This window comes from Angustibacter peucedani (assembly GCF_054779595.1).
In genome coordinates, this window is record NZ_BAAGXY010000151.1 from 1 (window position 1) to 15,287 (window position 15,287).

At 75.9% G+C, this 15,287-nt stretch carries 15 protein-coding genes; 7 read left to right on the top strand and 8 right to left on the bottom strand.

The annotated features are described in order from the left end of the window. The 5 genes from ACYVJ4_RS18100 to selA form a co-directional block, all read left to right on the top strand. Positions 1-221 (top strand): SelB domain-containing protein (locus ACYVJ4_RS18100; RefSeq protein WP_460461473.1); only part of this gene is annotated, 221 nt, incomplete at its 5' end. Beyond that, a complete protein-coding gene (locus ACYVJ4_RS18105) occupies positions 218-733 on the top strand; it encodes a DUF5709 domain-containing protein (protein ID WP_460461474.1) in 516 nt (171 codons plus the stop codon). The genes ACYVJ4_RS18100 and ACYVJ4_RS18105, both read left to right, overlap by 4 nt. A 107-nt stretch (positions 734-840) precedes the next feature. Then, complete coding sequence (locus ACYVJ4_RS18110; RefSeq protein ID WP_460461475.1) at positions 841-1,116, top strand: HesB/IscA family protein; 276 nt, start codon at positions 841-843, stop codon at positions 1,114-1,116. Positions 1,117-1,194: 78 nt separating this feature from the next. Then, the gene (locus ACYVJ4_RS18115) at positions 1,195-1,962 is read left to right on the top strand and encodes an SDR family NAD(P)-dependent oxidoreductase (RefSeq protein ID WP_460461476.1); all 768 of its coding nucleotides are present in this window, start codon (positions 1,195-1,197) and stop codon (positions 1,960-1,962) included. Positions 1,963-1,972: 10 nt separating this feature from the next. Next, positions 1,973-3,325: an L-seryl-tRNA(Sec) selenium transferase gene (gene selA / locus ACYVJ4_RS18120; RefSeq protein ID WP_460461477.1), complete on the top strand. Its 1,353-nt coding sequence runs from the start codon at positions 1,973-1,975 to the stop codon at positions 3,323-3,325. On the opposite strand, the gene ACYVJ4_RS18125 is transcribed toward selA, so the two are convergent. Further along, entirely contained in the window at positions 3,322-4,959 is a 1,638-nt protein-coding gene (locus tag ACYVJ4_RS18125; RefSeq protein WP_460461478.1) for an ABC-F family ATP-binding cassette domain-containing protein, read from the bottom strand. The two genes, selA and ACYVJ4_RS18125, sit on opposite strands and share 4 nt — an antisense overlap. A 153-nt stretch (positions 4,960-5,112) precedes the next feature. Between ACYVJ4_RS18125 and ACYVJ4_RS18130 the strand changes: the two genes are divergently transcribed. Both ACYVJ4_RS18130 and ACYVJ4_RS18135 read left to right on the top strand, forming a co-directional pair. After that, a complete protein-coding gene (locus ACYVJ4_RS18130; protein WP_460461479.1) occupies positions 5,113-6,048 on the top strand; it encodes an acyl-ACP desaturase in 936 nt (311 codons plus the stop codon). A gap of 15 nt (positions 6,049-6,063) precedes the next feature. Then, a complete protein-coding gene (locus ACYVJ4_RS18135) occupies positions 6,064-7,437 on the top strand; it encodes an MFS transporter (RefSeq protein ID WP_460461480.1) in 1,374 nt (457 codons plus the stop codon). Here the strand turns inward: ACYVJ4_RS18135 and ACYVJ4_RS18140 are convergent. The 7 genes from ACYVJ4_RS18140 to ACYVJ4_RS18170 all read right to left on the bottom strand — a co-directional run. Beyond that, positions 7,434-8,072 (bottom strand): hypothetical protein, encoded by a 639-nt coding sequence (locus ACYVJ4_RS18140; protein ID WP_460461481.1) that lies wholly within the window; start codon positions 8,070-8,072, stop codon positions 7,434-7,436. The two genes, ACYVJ4_RS18135 and ACYVJ4_RS18140, sit on opposite strands and share 4 nt — an antisense overlap. 10 nt (positions 8,073-8,082) lie before the next feature. Then, a complete protein-coding gene (locus tag ACYVJ4_RS18145) occupies positions 8,083-10,200 on the bottom strand; it encodes a RecQ family ATP-dependent DNA helicase (RefSeq protein ID WP_460461482.1) in 2,118 nt (705 codons plus the stop codon). An 81-nt stretch (positions 10,201-10,281) separates the two neighbouring features. After that, a complete protein-coding gene (locus ACYVJ4_RS18150; protein ID WP_460461483.1) occupies positions 10,282-11,094 on the bottom strand; it encodes a DUF1206 domain-containing protein in 813 nt (270 codons plus the stop codon). Between the two features lie 92 nt (positions 11,095-11,186). Continuing rightward, the gene (gene arfB, locus ACYVJ4_RS18155) at positions 11,187-11,612 is read right to left on the bottom strand and encodes an alternative ribosome rescue aminoacyl-tRNA hydrolase ArfB (RefSeq protein ID WP_460461484.1); all 426 of its coding nucleotides are present in this window, start codon (positions 11,610-11,612) and stop codon (positions 11,187-11,189) included. Positions 11,613-11,630: 18 nt separating this feature from the next. Further along, a complete protein-coding gene (locus ACYVJ4_RS18160; RefSeq protein WP_460461485.1) occupies positions 11,631-12,632 on the bottom strand; it encodes a 1-acyl-sn-glycerol-3-phosphate acyltransferase in 1,002 nt (333 codons plus the stop codon). A 27-nt stretch (positions 12,633-12,659) separates the two neighbouring features. After that, positions 12,660-13,517, bottom strand: a complete 858-nt coding sequence (locus tag ACYVJ4_RS18165) for a patatin-like phospholipase family protein (protein WP_460461486.1) — start codon at positions 13,515-13,517, stop codon at positions 12,660-12,662. Positions 13,518-13,530: 13 nt separating this feature from the next. Further along, positions 13,531-15,287 (bottom strand): DNA polymerase (locus tag ACYVJ4_RS18170; RefSeq protein WP_460461487.1); only part of this gene is annotated, 1,757 nt, incomplete at its 5' end.

The window sequence follows — 15,287 nt, forward strand, 5'->3', positions numbered from 1 at the left end:
GGGGAGTGCTGCTCGACCCGGTGGCGGTCGACCGCGCTGCCGGGCTGCTCGTCGGGCTGCCGCAGCCGTTCACGGTGGCGGCCGCGCGCGACGCGTGGCAGAGCTCGCGCAGGGTGGCGGTGCCGCTGCTCGAGCTGCTCGACCGCCGCCGGGTGACCCGCCGCTCGCCGGACGGTCTGCGGGTGCTGACCGAGCAGGCGCGTGGCAGGCTCGGCCCATGAGCGACCTCGACGACAGCCAGAGCGAGACCGACAGCAGCGGCGTGTTCAGCGTCGACGACGAGGACCAGCCCGGTGCCGAGGACGGTCTCGACGACCGCGGCCTGGTCGACCCGCTCGACGAGGGCTACAGCCCGCCCGAGAAGCCGCGCGCCGTCGAGTCCTTCGGCACGACGTTCGAGGAGGCCCGCGAGGGCGAGAGCCTCGAGCAGCGCATCGCGCAGGAGGAGCCCGACCCCAACCTGGCGTTCGACGACCCGCTGGCCGACACCGGGTCGCAGAGCTCGCTGGGCTCGGACGTCTCCGACCGCGACGACCCCGACGCGCAGGACGACGAGGACGACGGCTTCCGCGCCGACGACGAGGTGGGCGACCAGCGGGCCGGCCGGCTGGTCGACCCCGACGAGGGCGTGCGCGAGGACACCGAGAAGGACCTCGTCGGCCAGGACGTCGGCATCGACGGCGCGGGCGCGTCGGCCGAGGAGGCCGCGGTCCACGTGGTGGACGAGCCCTGACCCGACACGCCCGGCCCGAGCACGACCGGTCCGTCCCGGTTTGACCTGCTGCTGCCGTCCGTGATGAGGGTGGGACGACCGACGAACCCCGACGGACAGGAGCGACCGTGCTCACCTTGACCGACCAGGCCGTGGACGTCGTCCGGGGCCTCACCCAGGCTCCCGAGGCACCCGACAACGCCGGGCTGCGGCTCGCCCCCGGCGGCGACGGGCTCGAGCTCAGCGTCGTCGACACGCCCGCGCCGGGCGACGACGTGATCGACAACGACGGCGTGAAGGTGTTCGTCGAGCAGCAGGCCTCCCAGCTGCTCGACCAGCAGACGCTGGACGCGAGCGTCAGCGAGGGCCAGGTGTCCTTCTTCCTGGCCACCCCCGCGTCCTAGCGGCACGCGCCGCGCACCGACGGCCCCCCGGCACCGGCCGGGGGGCCGTCGTCGTGCCCGCGACCTAGGGTGGCCGCCATGGCGGAGCAGGCGGCAGGGCGAGCATGGCGCGGCGTGGCCGTGGTGACCGGCGCGAGCAGCGGGATCGGCGCGGCGACCGCTCGCCGGCTCGCGGCCGAGGGCTTCGAGGTCGTGGCGGCCGCCCGCCGCCGTGACCGGCTGGACGCGCTGGCCGCCGAGGTCCCGGGGGTGCGCGCGGTGACGCTCGACGTCACCGACGACGCCTCGGTCGCGGCGCTCGCCGCCGACCTCCCGGACGTCGCCCTGCTGGTCAGCAACGCGGGCGGCGCGTTCGGGATGGCCGAGGTCGCGACGTCCGCGCTCGAGGACTGGCGGCGGATGTACGACGTCAACGTGCTCGGCACGGTGCGGGTCGTGCAGGCGCTGCTGCCCGCGCTCGAGGCCGGGAGCGGGGGCCACCTGGTCGTCACCGGCTCGATCGCCGGCCGGCAGGTGTACGAGAAGGGCGGCGGCTACACGGCGGCCAAGCACGCCGAGGCCGCGCTCACCGAGACGCTGCGGCTCGAGCTCAACGGCCGGCCGGTGCGGGTCACCGAGATCGCCCCGGGCATGGTGCGCACCGAGGAGTTCTCGCTGGTGCGCTTCGACGGCGACCAGCAGGCCGCCGACGCGGTGTACGCCGGCGTCGAGGCGCCGCTGACCGCGGACGACGTGGCCGACACCATCGCGTGGGTCGCGACGCGGCCACCGCACGTCAACGTCGACCTGCTGGTGGTCAAGCCGCTCGCGCAGGCGGCGCCGCACAAGGTGCACCGCACCTCGTAGGCTCTCGCGCATGAGCGCCGATCCCGCGGTCGACCCGCGGCGCGCCGTCCCCCGCACCGACCGGGTGCTGGCCGACGACCGGCTGCGGGCCGCGCAGGTGCGGCTCGGCGGTGCCCTGGTCAAGCAGGCCGTCGTCGCGGCGCTCGAGCAGGCCCGGCGCGGGGCACTGGCGCCCGACGTCGACGGCGTCGTCGAGCACGTGCTGGCGGGCCTGCCAGGCACCGCCGCCGGGCTGGTGCCCGTCGTCAACGCCACCGGCGTGCTGCTGCACACCAACCTCGGCCGCGCCCCGCTGTCGGCCGCCGCGGCCGACGAGGTGTTCGCGGCGTCCGGCACGGCCGACGTCGAGTACGACCGCAGCACCGGCGCCCGGGCCCGGCGCGGGCGCGGCACGCTGGCGGCGCTCGCCGAGGCCGTGCCCGAGGCCGGTGGGGTGCACGTCGTCAACAACGGGGCCGCGGCGCTCGTGCTGGCCGCGACGGCCCTCGCCGCCGGCCGCGAGGTCGTGGTGTCGCGCGGCGAGATGGTCGAGATCGGCGACGGCTTCCGCCTGCCGGACCTGCTGGAGTCCACCGGTGCGCGGCTGCGCGAGGTGGGCACCACCAACCGCACCACCCTCGAGGACTACCTGGCGGCGGTCGGCGAGCGCACCGGCCTGGTGCTGAAGGTGCACCCCTCGAACTTCGTGGTGCAGGGGTTCACGGCGAGCGTGCCGGTGGCCGAGCTCGCCGGGCCGCTGCGCGAGCGGGGCGTGCCGCTCGTGGCCGATCTGGGCAGCGGTCTGCTGCGGCGCCACCCGCTGCTGCCCGACGAGCCGGACGTCACGAGCGCCCTGCGCGACGGCGCGCACCTGGTGACGGGCAGCGGCGACAAGCTGCTCGGCGGTCCGCAGGCCGGGCTGCTGCTGGGCGACGCCGACCTGGTCGAGCGGCTGCGCCGGCACCCGCTGGCCCGCGCCCTGCGGGTCGACAAGCTCACCCTGGCCGCGCTGGAGGCCACGCTGCGCGGTCCGGCGGCACCCGTCGTCCAGGCGCTGGAGCTGCCGGTGGCCGCGGTGCGCGCGCGCGTCGAGGCGGTGGTGTCGGCCCTCGCCGCGGCGGACGAGGTGGCCGAGGAGGTCGAGGTGCAGGCGGCGGTCGGGGCCGGTGGCGCGCCCGGCGTCGGTCTGGCCAGCGCCGTCGTCCGGCTGGACGACGGCCTCGCCCGGCCGCTGCGCACCGGCGAGCCGGCGGTGGTGGGCCGGGTCGAGCGCGGCGCGCTGCTGCTCGACCTGCGCTCGGTGCCGCCCGAGCACGACGACCTGGTGGTGCGGGCCGTGGTCGCGGCGGCCGGTGCGACGACGACGGGCGCCGCTGCGGGCTAGGACTCGGTCAGCCGTCCGGCGTCCAGGGCCCAGTGCCGCGACGAGCGCACGGTCGCCAGCATGCGGCGGTCGTGCGTCACGAGCAGCACGGTGCCGGCGAACGAGTCCAGCGCCTGCTCGAGCTGCTCGATCGCGGGCAGGTCGAGGTGGTTGGTGGGTTCGTCGAGCACCAGCAGGTTGACCCCGCGCGCCTGCAGCAGGGCCAGGGCGGCGCGCGTGCGCTCGCCCGGCGACAGCGTCGAGCACGGCCGCAGGACGTGCTCGGAGCCGAGCCCGAACTTGGCCAGCAGCGTGCGGACGTCGGCGGTCGGCCAGTCCGGCACGTGTGCGGCGAAGCGGTCGAGCAGCGGCTGCTCGCCGTCGAAGGCCGCGCGCGCCTGGTCGACCTCGCCCACGACGACGCCCGGCCCGAGGGCGGCGGTGCCGTCGTCCGGGTCCAGCCGGCCGAGCAGCAGCGCCAGCAGCGTGGACTTGCCCGAGCCGTTGGGGCCGGTGACGACGACCCGGTCGGCCCAGTCGAGCTGCAGGTCGAGCGGCCCGAGGGTGAAACCGCCGCGGCGCACCACCGCGCCCCGCGCGGTGGCGACCACGGCACCCGACCGCGGCGCGGCGGCGATGTCGAGGCGCAGGTCCCACTCCTTGCGCGGCTCCTCGACCACCTCGAGCCGCTCCAGCAACCGGTCGGTCTGCTTGGCCTTCGCCGCCTGCTTCTGCGCGCTCTGGCGGTTCTTGTGGATGATGTTCTTGTCGCCGTCGGTGGCCTTGCGCACCGCGTTGCGGGTGCCCTTGTCGCTCCACGCGCGCTGCATCCGGGCGCGGTCGACCAGGGCGCCGCGGGTCTCGTCGTACTCCTCGTACGCCTCGCGGGCGTGCCGCCGCGCCACCTCGCGCTCGCGCAGGTAGTCGTCGTACGAGCCGCCGTAGACGCCGACCTGCTGCTGGGCCAGGTCGAGCTCGACGACCTGGTTGACGGTGCGCGACAGGAACTCCCGGTCGTGGCTGACGACGACCACCGGTGCCTGCACCTCGCGCACGAAGCGCTCGAGCCGCTCGAGGCCGCGCAGGTCGAGGTCGTTGGTGGGCTCGTCGAGCAGGAACAGGTCGTAGCGCGAGAGCAGCAGGCAGGCCAGCCCGGCCCGCGCGGCCTCGCCGCCCGACAGCGACGTCGTCCCGGCGTCCAGGCCGACGCCGAGCCCGACGTCGGCGACGACCTGCTCGGCCCGCTCGTCCAGGTCGGCGCCGCCCAGGTGCAGCCAGGTCTCCAGCGCCTCGGCGTACTCGTCGTCCGCGCCCTCGGCGCCGGCGGCCAGGGCGGCGGTGGCGTCGTCCAGGCGCCGCTGGGCCGCGGCCACCCCCGTGCGGCGGTGCACGAGGTCGCGCACCGTCTCGCCCGGACGCCGGTCGGCCTCCTGCGGCAGGTAGCCGGGCTGGGCGGCCGGCGGCGTGAGCGCGAGGCGGCCGTGCTCGGGCTGGTCGAGGCCGGCCATCATCCGCAGCAGCGTGGACTTGCCCGCCCCGTTGGCGCCGACCAGGCCGACGACGTCGCCCGGGGCGACCACGAGGTCCAGGCCGCTGAACAGCGAGCGGGCCCCGTGGCCGGCGGCGAGGTCGCGGGCGACGAGGGTGGCGCTCATGGACGTCGAACCTACCGGCCGCCGGTGCGGTTGTCGGGTGAATTGTCGGCGACCAGGACGAGGTCGGGCGCGTCCCGGCTCGACTTACCAGCGGGTAGGCGCGACACTGAACTTACGCATCCGTAAGTTACGGCGACGTAAGGTAGGTGCCCGGTGAAGGACCTCACGCAGCTCCAGCTGCTGCACGAGCTCGAGCCCGTGGTCGAGCGCGAGCTCGAACGGCACCTCACGGCGGCCAAGGAGTGGTTCCCGCACGAGTACGTGCCGTGGAGCGAGGGCCGCAACTACGAGGGCATCTTCGACGGCGAGCCCTGGACCCAGGAGCAGTCGAAGATGAGCCCGACGGCGCGCACGGCGCTGATCGTCAACCTGCTCACCGAGGACAACCTGCCGAGCTACCACCGCGAGATCTCGGTGACGTTCGGCCGCGACGGCGCGTGGGGCACGTGGGTCGACCGGTGGACCGCCGAGGAGGGCCGGCACGGCATGGCCTTGCGTGACTACCTGCTCGTGACGCGGGCCGTCGACCCCCAGCAGCTCGAGCGCGAGCGGATGAACCACATGGGCGGCGGGTTCGAGCAGGACCACGACGAGATGCTGCGCTCGGTCGCGTACGTGTCGTTCCAGGAGCTTGCGACCCGGATCTCGCACCGCAACACCGGCAAGTACACCGAGGACCCCTACTGCGAGCAGATGCTGGCCCGCATCGCGCAGGACGAGAACCTGCACATGGTGTTCTACCGCAACCTGCTCGCGGCAGCGCTCGAGATCGCGCCCGAGCAGACGCTGCAGGCCGTGCGCGACGTCGTCTCGACCTTCCAGATGCCCGGCCACACCATCCAGGACTTCGGACGGCGGTCGGTCCAGATCGCGATGGCCGGCATCTACGACCTGCGCATCCACAAGGACGAGGTGCTCGCCCCCGTGCTGCGCACCTGGAAGGTGTGGGACAAGGAGGGGCTGGGCGCCGAGGGCGAGAAGGCCCGCGACGAGCTGGCCCGGGCGCTCGACGAGCTCGAGGTGGCGGCGTCCCGCTTCGAGGAGAAGCGCGACGCCTACCGCGAGCGGCAGGCCCTGCGCGCCGGCTGACCCCGGTGCGGGACGATGGGTCCCGTGACGGCTGACGGACGCACCCCCGTACCCCGGGGGGCGTTCCTCGTGTGGGGCGTCGGCGTCGCGGCCTACGTGGTCGCGGTGCTGCACCGCACCTCCCTCGGCGTCGCCGGCATCGACGCGGCCCAGCGCTTCGACGCCTCCGCCAGCGTGCTCGCGTCGTTCTCGGTGCTCCAGCTGCTCGTCTACGCCGGGCTGCAGATCCCGGTGGGCGTCGCCCTCGACCGGTACGGCTCGCGCCGGCTGGTGGTGCTGGGCGGCCTGACCATGGCCGTCGGCCAGGCGGTGCTGGCCGTCGCCGGCTCGCTGCCGCTCGCGGTGCTCGCCCGCGTCCTGGTCGGCGCCGGCGACGCGATGACCTTCGTCTGCGTGCTGCGTCTGGTCACCGCCTGGTTCCCGGCGCGGCTCAACCCGCTGATGACCCAGCTCACGGGCCTGACCGGCCAGCTGGGCCAGGTGCTCAGCGCCGTGCCGTTCGTCGCCCTGCTGCACGGCCCCGGCTGGAGCACCGCCTACCTCGTCGCCGCCGTGGCCGGGGGAGTCGTCAGCCTGCTCGCCCTGGTGGTGCTGCGCGACGCGCCGCCCGGCGAGGCCGCCCTGCGCAGCTCGCCGTCCCTGGAGCAGGTGCGCCGCCAGCTGGCCGCCGCGTTCCGCCACCCGGGCACGCGGCTCGGCCTGTGGACGCACTTCACTACGCAGTTCTCCGGCACCGTGTTCGCGCTGCTGTGGGGCTTCCCGTTCCTGGTCTCGGGCGAGGGGCGCTCGCCGCGCACGGCCAGCGCGCTGATGACGTTCTTCGTGCTGGCCGGCATCGCCGCCGGGCCGGTGTTCGGCGCGCTCGTCGCCCGCCACCCGCTGCGCCGCTCGTGGCTCGTGCTCGGCATCGTCGCCATCACCGTCGCCGTCTGGACGACGGTGCTGGCCTGGCCCGGCCGGGCACCGCTGCCGCTGCTGGTGCTGCTCGTCGCGGCGCTCGCGGTCGGCGGCCCGGGCTCGATGATCGGCTTCGACTTCGCCCGCACCTTCAACCCGGTCGGCCGGCTCGGCAGCGCCACCGGCATCGTCAACATCGGCGGCTTCGTGGCCTCGCTGCTGACCATCCTGGCCGTCGGCGTGGTGCTGGACGCCGGCGGCGGCGGGGGTGGGGTCGGCCGCGCCTCGACCTACGACCTGGACTCGTTCCGGCTCGCCTGGTGCGTGCAGTACGTGGTCTGGGCGGTCGGGCTGGTCGGCATCCTGGTCAGCCGGCGCAAGGTGCGCCGCCGGCTGGCGGAGTCCGGGGTCGTCGTCCCGCCGATCCGCGAGGCGATCGCGCGCGAGCGGCGGGCCCGGCGCTCGCGACGCGGACCGGACGCGCGCCGCTAGCGGGGGTGCTCGACGTCCAGCTCGAGCACGGGCGGGTCGCCGCGGAAGCCGACGCGGTCGAGGTAGCGCCGGGTGCCGGCGGTGCGGGGCGGCGCGACGACCCGGACGAACCCGTGCGACTCGAACAGGTCGCTGCGGCGGTAGACGAACTCGCCGGGGGTGAAGTCGCGGTAGCGCGGCGTGACCCAGTCCAGGTCGACCTGCGCGGTGCCGCCGCCGGCGTCCCGCGCCACGACGACGCCCACCGGGTGGTCGGCGTCCATGACGATCGCGACCAGGTCAGCGCCGTCCAGGCCGCGGAAGTCCGGTGCGGTGGCGGCGATGTCGGCGGCGTGCGCCCGCAGCAGGTGGGCCAGGAACGCGTCGTCGGGGGCCACCTCGACCACGCCGTAGGTCGTGGCGTCGTGCCGGGTGGCCAGGAGCTTGCGCAGCTGGACGACGTTGATGACCGCCAGCGCGGCGTTGAGCCCCACCATGGGCCACACACCGATGACGACGTTGAAGCCCATGAGCACCAACGACCCGGCGAGGTTCAGCCAGCGCAGGCGCAGGATCCGGCTCTGCAGCAGCGACCAGACGACGAGCGCCGACCCGCCCCAGCCGACGACGTCCAGCACGAGGTCCGAGGCGTCCACGGCGCGCAGCCTACGCGGCGACCGCCAGCGCGAACGGCAGGACGTCGTCGGCGCCCGCGCGTCGCAGCGCCCCGGCGGCGACGGTGAGGGTCCACCGGGAGTCGACCAGGTCGTCGACGAGGAGTACCGGGCCGTGGGTCGCGGCGAGGGCGGCGGCCAGCTCGGGGCCGACCTCGACCCGGCCCCAGACGCCCGCCAGCCGGAAGGCGCTGTTGCCGCCGGGCTCGCCCGTCGGGCCGCCGTCGACCAGGTCGAGCTGGCCGAGCAGCGGCAGCCGCCCGCGCTCGCTGATCGCCGCGGCCACCGACCGCACCAGCTCGGGACGGCGGCGGGACGGCATCGCCACGACCGCGACCGGCCGCTCGGCCCAGGGCCAGTCGCGCAGCACCCCCACCACGGCGCCCAGCAGCGCGTCGGCGGCGGGGGCGTCGGGCGCGGCCATCAGGTCGCGCAGCCGCTGACCCCAGCCGAGGTCGGTGAGGCGGGCCACGGCCCGGCCGGTCAGCGGGCGCTGGTCGGCGTCGATGCGGCCCTGCACCTCGACGCCCAGCCGCCCCATGCCGCTCGGCCACTGCGCGCGGGGCTCGACCTCGACGCCGACGCGGGCCAGCTGCTCGCCGGCCTGCTGGCGCGCGGCGTCGGGGACCTGCTCGGCGTACCAGGGCCCGGCGCACCGGTCGCACCGTCCGCACGGAGCGGCGGTGTCGTCGTCGAGAGCGGTCTGCAGGAACGCCATGCGGCACCCGTCGGTGGCCTCGTAGTCGACCATCAGCTGCTGCTCGCGGCGGCGGGAGTCGTCGACCCGCTGGTAGCGCTCGGCGTCGTAGGTCCACTCCTGCCCGGTCGAGGTCCACCCGCCGCTGACCCGGCTCACCGCGCCGTCGACGTCCAGCACCTTCAGCAGCAGCTCGAGCCGCGTGCGCCGGACGTCGACCACGGGCTCGAGCGCGGCGGTCGACAGCGGGCGCGCCGACTCGCCGAGCACGGTCAGCACGGCCTTGGCGTCCTGCTGGCGGGGCATCGACGCGCTGGCGAAGTACGACCAGATGTCGCGGTCCTCGGGCCCGGGCAGCAGCAGGACGTCGGCCCGCTCGGTGGCGCGACCGGCGCGGCCGACCTGCTGGTAGTAGGCGATGGGCGAGGACGGCGCCCCCACGTGGACGACGAAGCCGAGGTCGGGCTTGTCGAAGCCCATGCCCAGCGCGCTGGTGGCGACCAGGGCCTTGACCTCGTTGCGGCGCAGCAGGTCCTCGGCCTCGACGCGCTCGGCCGGGTCGGTGCGACCGGTGTACGCGCGCACCGCGTGGCCGGCGTCGCGCAGCAGCGCGGCGAGGTCGTCGGCCGCCGACACCGTGAGCGTGTAGACGATGCCGCTGCCGGGCAGGTCGGCCAGGTGGGCGACGAGCCAGGCCAGCCGGTCCTGCGCCGTGGGCAGGCGCAGCACGCCGAGGCGCAGGCTCTGGCGCGCCAGCGGACCGCGCAGCGTCAGGACGTCGTGCCCGCCGGAGCCGAGCTGCTCGGCGACGTCCTCGACCACGCGGGCGTTCGCCGTCGCGGTCGTGGCGAGCACCGGCGTGCCGGACGGCAGGTCGTCGAGCAGGTCGCGGATGCGGCGGTAGTCGGGGCGGAAGTCGTGCCCCCAGTCGCTGATGCAGTGCGCCTCGTCGACCACCAGCAGCCCGCAGCGGGCGGCGAGGTCGGGCAGCTGCTCGGCCCGGAACCGCGGGTTGTTGAGCCGCTCGGGGCTGACCAGCAGGACGTCGACCTCGTCGGCCGCCAGCGCCGCGCTGATCTGGCCCCACTCCTCGGCGTTGCCGGAGTTCATGGTCACGGCGCGCACGCCGGCGCGGGCCGCCGCGGCGACCTGGTCGCGCATCAGCGCGAGCAGCGGCGACACGATCAACGTCGGGCCCGCTCCCTGCGCCCGGCGCAGGGCGGTGGCGACGAAGTAGACGGCCGACTTGCCCCAACCCGTGCGCTGCACGACAAGGACCCGGCGCCGGTCGGCCACGAGCGCCTCGACCGCCTCGAGCTGGCCCTCGCGGAAGGTCGCGTCGTCGCGGCCCACCAGCGTCTGCAGGACGCGCTGGGCGTCGGTGGCCAGGTCGGTGCCGGGGGGTGTCGTCACCTGCGGCACCGTACGCGAGCCGCCCGACAGCCGGCCGCCCGTGGGCGGCCGGCTGTGGACGACGTGCTGCCGGACCGGTGGCTAGAGCCTGGCGTACCGCGCACGGGCCAGGCTGTAGAGCCCGTACGCCGCGATGCCGAGCGCGACGGCGGTGAGCAGGCCGGTGCCGAACGGCTGCTCGCGCAGCGTCTTCAGCGCGCCGTCCAGGCCCGTCGCCTCGCTGGGCTGCTTGCGCAGGCCGGCGACGCAGAAGAGCACGCCCACGACCGCGAGCGCGACGCCCTTGGCGGCGTACCCGACCAGCGCGAGGTACTCGACGGGCTTGCCGGGGTGCTCGCGCAGGTCGTCGAGGAACGTGCGGTTGACGCCCTTGTAGACGTGGTACGCGCCGACGCCGACGACCACGAGGCCGATGACGACGACCAGGGCGCGACCACCGGTGTGCTGCAGCAGCTCCTTGGTGAAGTCCTTGCTCTGCTTGCTGCTGGCCGTGCCCGAGCCGCGGGCGTACGACGCCGTCGTGAACGCCAGCGCCAGGTACACGACGCCCTTGGCGAACGACTTGCCGCGCGCGCCCGCCTGGTCCTTGGCCTCGCGGCCGGGGGAGCCGATCGCGGCCTCGGCCAGCTGCCACAGCGCGAGGCCCACGAAGCCCACCACGCCGATCCACAGCACGACCTTGCCCCAGGAGTGGTCGGCGACCATCTCGAGCGCGCCGGACTGGTCCGCGCGGGCCTTGGCGCCGGTCCACGCGACCTGCAGGGCGAGGTAGGCGATCAGCAGGTGCAGGAGCCCGCTGACCGCGTAGCCGACGCGGGCCGTGCGCTCGAGCCACGTGCTGTTCGCGGCCCGCTGGGCCGCGTGCGCCGCCTGGTCGGTGATCTCGTTGCTCATCGGTCGTCCTCGTGCACTGTGCCTCCACCTGGCGTCGTCCCGAGCGACCCGATCTTGGCGCGAACCGCGCGCTCCCGCGACCCGGCGACGGCTCAGTCGGGCGGACGGCGGCGCAGCTGCTTGGTGCGCGAGCGCTGGGACTTGGCGTCGAGCCGGCGCTGCTGCGAGCCCCGGGTGGGGCGGGTCGGACGACGGGTGGCCGGGTCGGGCGCGAGCGCCTCGCGCAGGGCCTGGGCCAGCCGGGCCGCGGCCGCGTCGCGGTTGCGCAGCTGCGAGCGGTGCTCGGACGCCGTCACCGTCAGCACGCCGTCGACGAGCCGGCCCGCCAGCCGGGACAGCACGCGCGTGCGCTGCGGCTCGGACAGCGCGCGGGTGCGGGCGACGTCCAGGCTGAGCTCGACCCGCGAGTCGGTCGTGTTGACGCCCTGGCCGCCCGGTCCGGACGACCGGGAGAAGCGCCACGACAGCTCGGCCGGCGCGATGCTCACCGACCGCGTGACCTGCAGCGGCCCGCTCACGGCGTCCTCACGGCCGTCTCACCCTGCCGTCTCGCGCTCGGGCACCACGCGGTGCTCGTCGACCCAGTCGTCGATGCGCACCCACCACTGCTGCAGCCACTCCAGCCGCGCCTCGTCGGTGGTGGGCACCTCGTCCGCGGGCACCTGCCACCAGCGCATCCGGATCACCTGGTCGAGCGGCAGCGAGCGCCAGACGTCGGCGACCGACATCAGGTGGTCGGTGCCGGTGTGGGCGACCCAGACGACGTCCGCGCCGGGAGCCGCGCGCAGCGCCGCCTGCACGCCGCCGGGCCGCGGAGGCAGCAGGTGCCGCAGCCGCTGGGCGCGCTCGGCCGCGTCGATCAGGCCCTTGGCGCGCAGCCGGGCGACGGCGCGGGCCTTGCGCCGCTGGGTGAAGTTGCCGCCCTCGGGGAAGATCACGAAGGCGTCGTCGTCGTCCAGCCCCGTGGCCAGGTCGCCGACCTGCCGCTCGAGCTGGTCGCCGGCGTCGCCGTGCGGCCGGATGAACCGGTTGGGCAGCCGGCCGAGCAGGACGTCGATCGCCGGGTCCCACTGCAGGGTGTCCTTGAGCACGATGCGCGGCTCGCGGTCGTACCAGCTGACCAGCGCGTGGACCAGCAGGAACGAGTCGCCCGGGCCGGCGTGCCGGCTGAAGACGAGCAGCGGCCGGCCGCGGTAGGACGACGGGGCCGGGCCCTCGACCTCGACGCGCACGCCGAGGACGCGCTGGGCCTCGCGGAACATGACCGACAGGTAGGTCTTCACCAGGTCGTAGTGCGTGCGCTCGAAGGCCGGGCGCCGCAGCGCGTGCCCGAACCCGCTGGCGACCCACAGCACCACCAGGGCCACCAGCACCGCGGCCTCCAGCAGCAGGTGCAGCATCACCATCCACGCGACGCGCAGCAGCCGCCATCGACCGAGCGGCACGAGCGGCGAGGCCGCCGCGAGCAGCAGCAGCCACAGCGGCGCGGACGCCACCACAGCCACCGCGAGCAGCACCGCCGCCGGGGCGATGACCACCCGCCGGACGATCGTCGGGGGCAGCACTCAGCGCCCCCCGTGGGGCACCAGGTCGGCCAGGTAGGCCGCGCTGGCGGCGCGCGCGGCCTCGATCCGGCGCGGCACGTGCGTCGTGCTGCGGTAGCGCAGCGACGACAGCGAGGTATCGGCGTCGCCCGTCGGCAGCACGTGCACCTGGACGTCGTCCGGCACCTCGGCCAGGTCGCGCGCGAACCGGTGCCGGCGGGCGATCTCGAAGGCGACGGTCGCGACGTCCCACGGTCGCTGCGGGGGAGCCAGGCCGCGCTCGACCCGGCCCACCTGCAGCACGTACACCGTGCGGGCGCCGCGCGCGATGGCCCGGGCGATGGGGATGGAGTTCACCAGGCCGCCGTCCAGGAAGTGCTCGTCGCCGAGCCGCACCGCGGGGAACAGGCCGGGCACGGCGCTCGAGGCCAGGACGGCGTCGACGAGCGGGCCGTCGACGAACCAGTGCTCGGCCGCCCGCTCGATCGAGGCCGCGCAGCACTCGAACGGCACCTGGAGGTCGGCGAAGCCCAGCCCCCCCAGCCGCTGGTCGAGCAGCCGCCGCAGCGCGCCGTTGCCGTGCAGCGCGGTCGGCAGCCGCACCAGGTGCTTGATCCGTTCGCCGGCCGACCCGCCGAAGACCTCCCCGCCGGTCATGGACTCCCACAGGCGGGCGATCTCGTGGACGTCGTCCGGGGCCGCCGCGTGCAGCGCCCCGTTGATCGCCCCGACGCTCGTGCCGACCACGAGGTCCGCCCGCACCCCCGCGTCGTGCAGGGCCTGCAGCATGCCGACCTCGCTCGCACCGAGGACGCCGCCGCCGCCCAGGACGTACGCGACGTCCGTGGTGGGCTGGTCGGCGTGCGGGGTCGGGCTCATGCGCCCGATCGTGTCACTCCTTGGCCTCCGACCACCGCCGCACCACACGGACGTCGGCCACGAACCGCACGCCGGACCGCGGCGCCCACGCCGCCCCGACGTCGTGCAACGTGCGGTGCAGCAGCCGCACGACGTCGTCCGCAGCGGCCTCGGGCACGTGCACCAGCAGCTCGTCGTGCAGGCACAGCACGACCTGGGCGTCGAGCCCTCGGCCGCCCGCGCGCACCGTCACCGCCCACGCCTTGAACAGCTCGGCCGCCGCGCCCTGCACCACGGCGTTGCGCGCGAACCGGCCGCGGGCCGCCACCACGGACTGCTCGGCCTGCGGCTCCAGCCCCGGCGGCGTGGTCCACATCAGCACCCGGCGCCCGCCGTGCGTGTGCACGGGGCGGCCCGCCCGGCCGGTGTCGCTCGCCCGGCGCAGGTACCGCATCGCCACCGGGTAGGCCGCGTCCATGCCCTTGAGCGCCTCGCCGGCCGCGCCCGAGGTCTGCCCGTACATCGCGGCGAGCACGGCGACCTTGGCGACCGGTCGCTCGACCCGCAGCCGCGCCGCCACCGGGGCGTACAGGTCGTCGTCCTGGGTCGCGGCGGCCAGCGCCGGGTCGGCCGACACCGCCGCCAGCACCCGCGGCTCGACCTGGCCCAGGTCGGCGCGCACCAGCACGTGCCCGGGCGCGGCGGCCACGCCGGGACGCAGCTCGGCCGGCAGGTTGTGCAGCCCCGCGCCCGCCGTCATCCGCCCCGCCGCGCCGTCGCTCGCCGCCCACTCGCCGCGCAGCCGGTGGTCGGGCCCGACGAACCGGTCGAGCCAGGTGTAGCCGTACGTCGTCGCGATCCGGTCGGCCTTGCGCCACGTCAGCAGCGCGTCGACCAGCGGGACGTCGTCCCGGAACGGCTCGAGCCGCCACGAGCGGGTGTCCGGGACGTCGACCCCCGCCCGCGCGAGCAGCGTGCGCACCTGCGCGGGGTTGCGCAGGTCGGTGCGGGCGCCCGGCGCCTCGCGAGCGTGCCGCAGCACCACCTCGTCGCGCGTGCGGCGCAGCTGGGCGTCGTGCGCCGCGTCGCGCGGCCGCACCCCCACCTGCTCCACGATGAGCCGCTCGGCCTCGACGACGTCCAGCGGCAGCCCGTCCTGCGCCAGCTCGACGCACAGCAGGGCGGCCGTCGACTCCGCGTGGGCCGTCAGCACCGGGTCACCCGTCACCCCGGCCACGGCCGCCCGCTCGGCGAGCTGAGCGACCTGGCGCTCGCGCACCGGCAGCAGCAACCGGGCCCACGCGCGGCGGCGGTCGGGGGAGCGGGTCCAGCCGCCGTCGACCCACTCGGCCCGCAGGTGGCCGGCCGGGTCGAGCGGGGCGTGGGGGTCGTCGTCCGCGGCCGCGGGCCCGGCTGCGGGCCTCGCGAGCAGGTCGAGCTGCCCGGTGCGCGGCACGTCGTCCGGGTCGAGGTCGTGCAGCGCCGCCCACACCAGCGGCGGGGCGTCGCGCGAGCCGCCGGCCAGCAGCCGGTGCACGGCGCCGACGTCCCAGCAGGTGGCGGGACGCAGTCCGGCGGCCACGAGCGCGGACGCGGTGCCGGACGACGACCACCACGTCCAGCGCGGGCGCAGCCGGTGCTCGACGGCGGCGAGGGCGGCGACGACGTCCTCCCACGGCGTGCCGTCGGCCCAGGTGAGCGCCAGCCCGTCACCGGCTGCCCCGTCGTCACCCGCGGCCACCGCGGCCACCGCGGCCACCGCGGCCACCGCGGCCACCGCGGCCACCGCGG